This window comes from Streptomyces otsuchiensis (assembly GCF_004305975.1).
Classification (GTDB): domain Bacteria; phylum Actinomycetota; class Actinomycetes; order Streptomycetales; family Streptomycetaceae; genus Streptomyces; species Streptomyces otsuchiensis.
In genome coordinates this window covers 1-235 of record NZ_BHZI01000685.1, presented here as the reverse complement: position 1 = coordinate 235, position 235 = coordinate 1, and the positions used below count along the sequence as shown (strand labels likewise).

The 235-nt window shown below is 60.9% G+C and carries 1 pseudogene; it reads left to right on the top strand.

Annotated features, from left to right (window positions below):
- Positions 1-19: 19 nt before the first annotated feature.
- A pseudogene (locus E0D90_RS26345) lies at positions 20-235 on the top strand (hypothetical protein); the annotation flags it as partial.

Genomic DNA, 235 nt, shown 5'->3' with positions numbered 1-235 from the left:
CACGAACCACGGCAGCAGCATGGGCGGTCTGCCGCGGCCGGTGCCGACGATCGTCCTCGGGCACATCGCTTTCGACAACGGCATAGTAAGATTAACCGACAACTTCAACCCCGGCCGCCTCCAGCTCGACAACAACACCAGCTTCGACAACGGGCGCTTCAACTTCATCTTCCGCTTCAACCCCTACTTCGACGAGTCCGAGCAGGGGGTCTTCCGCAACAACCTCTCCTTCCGC